Origin of the sequence: Corallococcus aberystwythensis (genome assembly GCF_003612165.1) — a bacterium.
Lineage (GTDB): Bacteria > Myxococcota > Myxococcia > Myxococcales > Myxococcaceae > Corallococcus > Corallococcus aberystwythensis.
This window is the reverse complement of the sequence record NZ_RAWK01000366.1, coordinates 1-7,738: the sequence shown is the minus strand read 5'-3', so window position 1 is coordinate 7,738 and position 7,738 is coordinate 1. Positions and strand designations below refer to the sequence as shown.

At 70.9% G+C, this 7,738-nt stretch carries 8 protein-coding genes; 2 read left to right on the top strand and 6 right to left on the bottom strand.

Annotated features, from left to right (window positions below; translation table 11 throughout):
* Positions 1–59: 59 nt before the first annotated feature.
* From D7W81_RS37695 to D7W81_RS37685, 3 genes are all read right to left on the bottom strand, one after another.
* Positions 60–350 (bottom strand): hypothetical protein, encoded by a 291-nt coding sequence (locus D7W81_RS37695; protein WP_120560206.1) that lies wholly within the window; start codon positions 348–350, stop codon positions 60–62.
* A 29-nt stretch (positions 351–379) separates the two neighbouring features.
* A complete protein-coding gene (locus D7W81_RS37690) occupies positions 380–1,621 on the bottom strand; it encodes a GAF domain-containing sensor histidine kinase (protein ID WP_120560205.1) in 1,242 nt (413 codons plus the stop codon).
* 108 nt (positions 1,622–1,729) lie between these two features.
* Positions 1,730–2,479, bottom strand: coding sequence for an SDR family oxidoreductase (locus tag D7W81_RS37685; RefSeq protein WP_120560204.1), 750 nt, complete (start codon positions 2,477–2,479; stop codon positions 1,730–1,732).
* A 110-nt stretch (positions 2,480–2,589) separates the two neighbouring features.
* Here D7W81_RS37685 and D7W81_RS37680 point away from each other — a divergent pair, with 110 nt between their 5' ends.
* On the top strand, positions 2,590–3,480 hold the full coding sequence (locus D7W81_RS37680; protein ID WP_120560203.1) for a LysR family transcriptional regulator: 891 nt from the start codon (positions 2,590–2,592) through the stop codon (positions 3,478–3,480).
* Between the two features lie 12 nt (positions 3,481–3,492).
* On the opposite strand, the gene D7W81_RS37675 is transcribed toward D7W81_RS37680, so the two are convergent.
* From D7W81_RS37675 to D7W81_RS37665, 3 genes are all read right to left on the bottom strand, one after another.
* Positions 3,493–4,065 (bottom strand): glutathione S-transferase family protein, encoded by a 573-nt coding sequence (locus D7W81_RS37675; protein WP_120560202.1) that lies wholly within the window; start codon positions 4,063–4,065, stop codon positions 3,493–3,495.
* Between the two features lie 86 nt (positions 4,066–4,151).
* On the bottom strand, positions 4,152–5,639 hold the full coding sequence (locus D7W81_RS37670; protein ID WP_120560201.1) for a serine hydrolase: 1,488 nt from the start codon (positions 5,637–5,639) through the stop codon (positions 4,152–4,154).
* 22 nt (positions 5,640–5,661) lie between these two features.
* Positions 5,662–7,572 carry a penicillin-binding transpeptidase domain-containing protein gene (locus tag D7W81_RS37665; protein ID WP_120560200.1) on the bottom strand — a complete coding sequence of 637 codons (1,911 nt, stop codon included), beginning with the start codon at positions 7,570–7,572 and terminating at the stop codon, positions 5,662–5,664.
* Between D7W81_RS37665 and D7W81_RS43135 the strand changes: the two genes are divergently transcribed.
* Positions 7,553–7,738: hypothetical protein (locus tag D7W81_RS43135; RefSeq protein ID WP_208721627.1), on the top strand; the 186-nt coding region annotated here is incomplete at its 3' end. The genes D7W81_RS37665 and D7W81_RS43135 overlap by 20 nt on opposite strands.

Sequence of the window (7,738 nt, the reverse complement as noted above, 5' to 3'; positions counted from 1 at the left end):
CCCAACGGAAATGCCCCTTTTTTCCCCTCACCCCTGGCGCGCGATTCCGCCCCCCGCCCTCAGTGCGGCGCCGGGCCCAGCCCGGCCGGCTCCACGTCGTGCTGTCCGGCCGCCTGCCCGGGGCGCGCACGCGTCAGCACGTCGATGCGCAGGCGCAGCCAGTCCATGCCGTGCGGCCCGTCGTAGTCGTGCGCGGAGAAGTAGGTCGTCACCGTTCCGGCGCGCAGCGCGAACCGCGCCTCGCGCCGCTGGTACGTGACGCGGAAGCCCTTCGTCCGGCCCACCTCCACCAGGTCCCGCGTCATCGCCTTCGCCTGCGCTTCCGCCTCTTCCGCCCAATCCGAAGACATGCCTCTGACCTCCCAAGAACCGCGTTGCCCTACCCCGCCGCCACCGGCAGCGACACCTCGAAGCGCGTGCCGGTCCGTGACGTCGAAGACACCTCCAGCGTGCCGCCATGCGCCTCCGCGATGCGCCGCGCGAGGTACAGGCCAATGCCCAGGCCCGTGGAGCCCGGTCCCCGGACGAAGCGCTCGAAGAGCATGGGCTGGAGGTCCGCCGGAATGCCCGGCCCCTGGTCGCTCACCGTCACGCGCACCCACGGCCCCTCCGGCCGCGCCAGCGCCTCCAGACGGAGGTCCACGGGTGTGCCCGGCGGCGAGTGCTTGAGCGCGTTCGCCACCAGGTTCTCCAGCACCTGCCGCACGCGGTCCGGATCCGCCACCAGCACCAGCTCCTCGGAGGCCTCGAAGCGCACCGGATGCCCGGGCGTGCTCGCGGTGGCGGCCAGCTCCCGCACCAGCCCCGTCAGGTCCACCAGCTGCGGGCGCAGGCTGAAGAGGTCCTGGTCCAGGCGCCCCACGTCCAGCAGGTCGTTGATGAGCCGCGTGAGGGAGCGCAGCGACGCGGCCGCGCCCGCCGCGTCCCGCAGGTCCTCCGCGTCCTGCTTGCGCGTGGCCCTGCGCTGGATGAGCTGGATGCGGGCCTGGAGCGGCAACAAGTGGTTGGCCATGTCGTGCGCGAGCACGGTGATGAGCTCCTCGGCGGCCTTGCGCCGGGCCTGCTTCACCGCCAGCCGGGTCAGCTCCTGCACCAGCTCCACGCGGTGGGCCACCATGCCCACCCAACGCGCCACGATGTGGAGGAAGCGCAGGTCGTGGTCGGTGAAGAAGTCGTTCCGGGCGGACGTCACGCTCAGCACGCCCCGCGTCTCCATGCCGATGGGCAGGGGCACCATCAGGCTGGAGCGCACCCCCAGCCGGTGCTTGATGCCGGGGAGCTCCTCCGGGTCGTCCTCCTGATGGCCGGTGATGAAGGGGGCCTCCCTCTCAAACACCTGGACCGCGCGCCCGCCGTTGGCCAGCGGCATCCGGTCCAGCCCCAGTGCCTTCTCCAGACGCGCCATGGGCGTGTCGCTGGTGCCCACCGCGACGAGGCACTGGGTGGCCTGCTCGAAGAGGAAGACGTCCACCTTGTCAGCGCTCATCAGCTCCGAGATGAGCTGCCCCGCCATGTCCAGCGTGGGCCGCAGCTCCGTCGCGGGCAGGGCCAGCAGCTGCTCCAGGGCCCGCAGCCGCGGGTCCACCCATCCATCGTCCGTGCCTGACTTCGCGTCGCTCACGCGACAACCTTGGGGACGCCCGCCGCCCGGAGCCACCCACGGTGCGGGCGTTCCGTCAGGGTCGCGAGCCCCACGGACCGCCCGCTCCCCTGCCCCCGCGCCAGGCGGTCAGACCATGCCCCCGTTGGCGCGCAGCACCTGGCCGTTGATCCACCCGCCCTCCGGCCCGGCGAGGAACGCCACGGACGCGGCGATGTCCTCCGGCGTGCCCAGCCGCTCCATGGGGTTGAGCTTCGCCAGGCGGTCCACCAGCTCCGGGGACTTGCCGCTCAGGAAGAGGTCCGTGGCGGTGGGGCCGGGCGCCACGCAGTTGACGGTGATGTTCCGGCCGCGCAGCTCCTTGGACAGGACGCCGGTCATCGCCTCCACCGCGGCCTTGGTGGCCACGTAGACGCCGTACGTCTCCATCCGCAGGCCCAGGACGCTGGTGGAGAAGTTGATGATGCGTCCCCCGTCGCGCAGGCGGCGCGCGGCTTCACGCAGGCCGTTGAACGTGCCCTTGAGGTTGACGGCCACGTGCTGGTCGAACAGCGCGTCGTCGAAGTCCGCGAAGCGGATGAACTTCCCGACGCCGGCGTTGTTCACCAGCACGTCCACCCCGCCGAACGCCGCCTCCGCCGCGTCGAACATCCGGGGGAAGGCGGTGGGGTCGGACACATCCGCCTGGATGCTCAGGGCCCGTCCTCCCGCCGCTTCAACCTTGCGCACCAGGGCCTCCGCGGCGTCGCGGCTGCCCGCGGAGTTGACGATGACGTTGAAGCCGTCGCGAGCGAGCCGCTCCGCCACCGCGGCGCCAATGCCGCGCGAGGCACCCGTCACGAGGGCGGTCTTCTTCTGCTGGGGGTTGGGGGTCGTCATGGCTTCCTCCGGGAGTTCGCCGTCGCCGGCGTCGTGTGAGGGGAAGATGGACCTTTCCGCGTCGCGGATAATCGGCTTTGTTCCGGCATCACTGTTCGACAGGGCGGACAATGGACCGGTTCGACGCCATGAAGGCCTTCACGCGCATCGTGGAGTGCCGGAGCTTCACCCAGGCCGCGAAGGATTTGGGGCTGCCGCGCTCGTCGGTGACGGACGCGGTGAAGGGGCTGGAGGAGCGGCTGGGCGTGCGCCTGCTCCAGCGCACCACGCGGCACGTGAGCCCCACGCTGGACGGCGAGGCGTACTACCAGCGCTGCGTGTCGCTGCTGGCGGACCTGGAGGAGGCGGACGCGGCGTTCGTGGGGGGACAGCCCAAGGGGCTGGTGCGCGTGGAGGTGCAGGGGACGCTGGCGCGCCGGGTGGTGCTGCCCCGGCTGCCGGAGTTCCTGGAGCGATACCCGGGCATCGAGCTGTACATGAGCGAGGGCGACCGGTTCGTGGACCTGGTGCGCGAGGGCGTGGACTGCGTGCTGCGCGCGGGCGAGCCGAAGGACAGCGACATGGTGGCCCGCCGGGTGGCGCTGCTGGAGGAGGTGACGTGCGCGTCGCCGGCCTACCTGGAACGGCACGGCGTGCCGGAGGGCCTGGAAGCGCTCCAGCGCGGGCACCGCATGGTGGGCTTCCGCTCCTCCGCGACGGGGAGCCTCATCCCGCTGGAGTTCCAGGTGGGCGGCGAGGTCCGCCACGTCGTGCTGCCCACCACGATGTCCGTGAACGGCGCGGAGACCTTCGTCGCGGCCGCGCGGCTGGGGCTGGGGCTCATCCAGGCGCCGCGCTACCGCCTGGAGGAGGACTTCGAGCGCGGCACGCTGGTGCCGGTGCTGCCCCAGTACCCGCCGACGCCCACGCCCGTGGCCCTGATGTACCCGCGCCACCGGCAGCTGACCCCGCGCGTGCGCGTCTTCATCGACTGGCTGTCGCGGAGCTTCGCCGGGCCGTGAAGCGCGGAGCGCTCAGCGCAGCTTCAGGCCCTTGGGGCGCGCCTGGAGCCGGTCCACGTAGGCCTCCAGCTTCGGCCGCCCCGTCGCACCGCCCAGCATGCGCTGGTAGATGAACATGGAGCCAATCATCACGTCCGCGGCGGTGAACCAGTCGCCGAAGAGGTAGGGCCCGTCCCCCAGCTCGCGCTCCACGGCGTCCAGCGTCTGCTCGTACTCCGTCCACCCGCGCTGCGGCAGCGTGGGGGCCTTCGCCATGTGGTCACCCATGGACGGCTCCAGCTGCGACGTGGAGTACACCATCAGCGACAGGTACCGGCCGCGCTCCGGCGCATCCACCTTCGGCGCCAGCTTCGCCTGGGGATACTTGTCCGCGATGTACAGACAGAGGGCGGCGTTCTCGAACACGCGCGCCTCGCCGTCCACCAGCGCGGGCAGCTTGCCGGCGGGGTTCACCTTGAGGAACTCGGGCGACTTCTGCTCCCGCTTCTCCAGGTCGATGGGCACGATTTCGTACTCCGCCCCCGCCTCGTCGAGCATCCACTTGCCAATCACTGCCCGGCTGCGCGGATTGAAATAGAGCTTCATGCAGGCACCTTTCGTGAGCACCGCGTTGGACCGCCCCGGGTTGGAACGCCCAGGGGGCGGGCCGCATTCGCTCACATCCGGTGCCGCTAGGGGACCGCCTTCGTCGCGGGCGGTCCCGCGGGCGACATCAGCTTCTGGAGCGCGGACGCTGCGTTCGTGTTGGAAGGATCCAGCTCCACGGCCTTGCGGTAGTTCACCCGCGCCTGTTCCTTGTCGCCGACGGCGAGGTACGCCTCGCCCAGGCTGTCGTAGACGTTGCCCACCTTGGGGAACATCTCCACGTTGAGCTTGAAGAGTTCCACGGCATCCGCCGCGCGGCCATCCCGGAGCAGCCGGTAGCCCAGGCTGTTGAGCTGCGCTTCGGAGAAGTCATACGCGTCCGGGTTCGTGTCCTTGAGCTTGCGGTAGCGCGCGACCGTCTTCGTGATGGGCTCCTTGCCCACCGTCGTGCTCAGCATCTCCCGGATGCCCACCCGGGGCTGCTTGGGCGGGATGCCGTGGAGCACGCTGAAGAGGCCCGCGGACAGCTCCCGGAGCTTGTCGCTGCGCGACGTGTTGTCCAGGAGGATGACGACCTCCCTGCCCACGGGCACGCGGTAGATGCGCGAGCTGAAGCCGTTGATGCCGCCGCTGTGATGGATGGTGGCCAGCTCCGTCTTGCCGTCATCCAGCTTCAGCGCTTCCATGAACAACCCGAAGCCGTAGTTCTCCAGGCCGGGCGTGAACATCTTCTGCTTGAGGGCCTCCGGCAGCAGCTTGTTGTCGTAGAGCGCGCGGTCCCAGCGGTACAGGTCCTCCACCGTCGAGTACAGCGACCCGGCGGCATACGGCAGGGACATGTCCAGGTAGTCGGCGTTCACGTAGCCGTCCGGCGTGAGCTCGTAGCCGCTGGCGCGCTTGGGCAGCACCTTCGCGTAGACGTCGTAGCCGGAGTCCTTCATGCCCAGCGGCGTGAAGATGCGCTCCTGCACCGCCTGCGCGTACGTCTTGCCGGTGACGCGCTCGATGATGGCGCCCAGCAGGTAGTAGCCGGAGTTGTTGTAGGCGAACTTCGAGCCGGGCTCGAACTCCAGGTCACCGCTGGCGAACTGCTTCACGAAGTCCGCGACGGGATAGGAATTGCGCGACACCTTGGCGGAGAAGTCCGGCGCGGACGTGTAGCTGGGGATGCCGGACGTGTGGTTGAGCAGATGGGTGATGGTGACGCGAGCGCCCGTGTCCTTGCGGTAGTCCGGCAGCGCCGACACCAGCGTGTCGTCGAGCTTGAGCTTCCCCTCCGCGACCAGCTGGAGGATGACCATGGCCGTGAACTGCTTCGTCACGGACGCGATGCGGAACTTCGTGTCCGGCGTGTTGGGCACGTTCCATTCGAAGTTGGCCGGGCCGTAGGCCTTCTTCAGGATGACGCCCTTCTCGTTGGCGACGAGCGCCGCGCCGTTGAACTGGTGCAGCAGGTGGTACTGCGTCAGCAGCCGGTCCAGTTCCTGCTGCCGCGTCATGGCACCCGCGGCGACAGGGACGAACAGCAGGGCGACAGCGAGCACACCCAAGAGGCGCGACGGGTTCCAGGTCATCCGGTCTCTCCCAACCATGAGCCTACAGACGCCCCGGCGGCGGGGCGATTGCATCCTCTGGCGCGTCCAGCGCCTGGAGGAAGCGGGCCGCGAGCGGAACAGCGACGCGGCCTCCCACGCCCCCGCCTTCCACGAACACCGCGAAGCCGATGCCGCCGCGCACCCCGATGAACCACGCGTGGGTCTGGGGCGGAACGGAGGTGCCGAACTCCGCCGTGCCCGTCTTGCCCAGGAGGCCCGCGAGGCTTCCGGCGGACTTCGCCGTCCCATCCGTCACCACCGCGCGCATCAGGTCCCGCAGCGGCGCGGAGGTCCCCGGACTCAGCCGCGCCTCCGGGCCACTGGCCGCGTCCGCCAGCAGGCGCGGCGCATGCCAGACGCCGGAGTCCGCCGCCGCCGCGACCGTGGCCATGTGCAGCGGCGTGACGAGCACGCGCCCCTGGCCCATGGCCGCCGCCCCGCGCTCGGCGTCGTCGCGGGATTCGGGGAAGGTGGCGCCCGGTGAGGGCAGCCCCACGTCATAGGCCACTCCGAAGCCGAAGCGCCGGGCCGCGTCCTCCAGCGCGCGCGGATCCAGCTTGACCGACAGTTGGATGAACGTCGTGTTGCACGACAGCGCGAACGCCCGCCGCAACGTGGTGGTGCCCAGCACCTCGGACTCGAAGTTGCGGAAGCGCTTGCGGCCCGCCGTCACCTCCAGGGGACAGTCGACCCGGGAGTCCGGCTTCAGGCCGCTCGCGAGCAGGGCTTCAGCGGTCACGACCTTGAACGTGGAGCCCGGTGGGTAGCGTCCCGTCAGCGCACGGTGCAGCGCCTCCCCGAGCGGCCGGCTGGCCACCGCCAGCACCTCCCCTGTCCTCGTGTCCACCGCGACCAGCGCGGCGGGCCGGGTGACGTCCATGAGCGCGGCCTCCGCCGCCGCCTGCACGTCCATCCGCAGCGTGGTGCGCACGTCGCGGCCCGGCTCGCCGTCGAAGCGGTGCAGCACCTCGCTGCCGCCCGCACGGCGCGACAGCCGCACCTCACCCGAGGGACGTCCCGCCAGCGTCCGCTCCTGTGCGCGCTCCAGCCCGGACAGCCCCACCACGTCCCCGGCCTGGTAGAGCGGGCCCAGCGCCTGGAGCGCCTCCGCCGTCACCTCGCCCACGCGTCCCAGGGTGTGCGCGGCGAAGCCTTCCGCGGGCGTGAGGCGCGCGGCCTTCTTGCGGAAGAAGATGCCGGGCACCGGCGCGAGCACGGGCCGCACCTGCTGGTAGCGCTCCGGCCGCACGTCGATGAACGCGAGGAACTGTTCCGGCTGAGTGCTCGCGGCGTTCAGCGCGGCGAACACCTTCGCGGGATCCACCCCGAGCTGCGCCTGGAGCACGCTGGCCACGGCCGCGCGGTCCTTCACCCGGCCCGGCATCACGCCGACGCGGATGACCTCGCCGGGCACGGTGAGCAGCTCACCCCGCGCATCGAGCAGCGCGGCGCGCGGGCCCCAGGTTCGGGTGCGTCCGAAGCGGTCTCCGGTTTGAGTGCCAGGGTGGAACACCTCCGGCGTCCAGCGCAGGCTCCAGCGATTGCCGTCGCGGACGAAGCGCAGGCGGGACTCCACCTCCCAGTCGCCCAGCCCCCGCAGCGAGTGAACGCCGCGGAACTTCATCACCGCAGTGATGCCGTCGTCGGACTCCAGCTCCAACTTGTCGAAGCGCGAGGCCACGACGCCCAGGTCCTGCCTCCAACGCGCGTGCTGCGCGTCGAAGTCCGCGGGCGCGTCCACGAGCCCACGGCGCTGCGCCGCCACGTCGTTGCGAGCCCAAGCGTCCAGGTACTGCCGGGCCACGTCCTCCGGCCCCCCGGACACGACGGGCCTCACGGCTCGCGGCGCACATGCGGGAAGCAGCAACAGGAGGCAGAGCCCCACCCAGGAAATGACCGCCCGTCTGAACACGCGCCCCGTCTACCGCGACCTCATCGCCGAGGCGAACATCCAGCGATCGTGGCCTCCACCTGGACCCGCCGTCGCCCCCTCACGCGCACGCAGCGCACGGACCGCCCATGCACGGCTTGGGCCCAACGGTCCCAAGCCCCCGAACAACATCCAGGGTGCCCCCTCC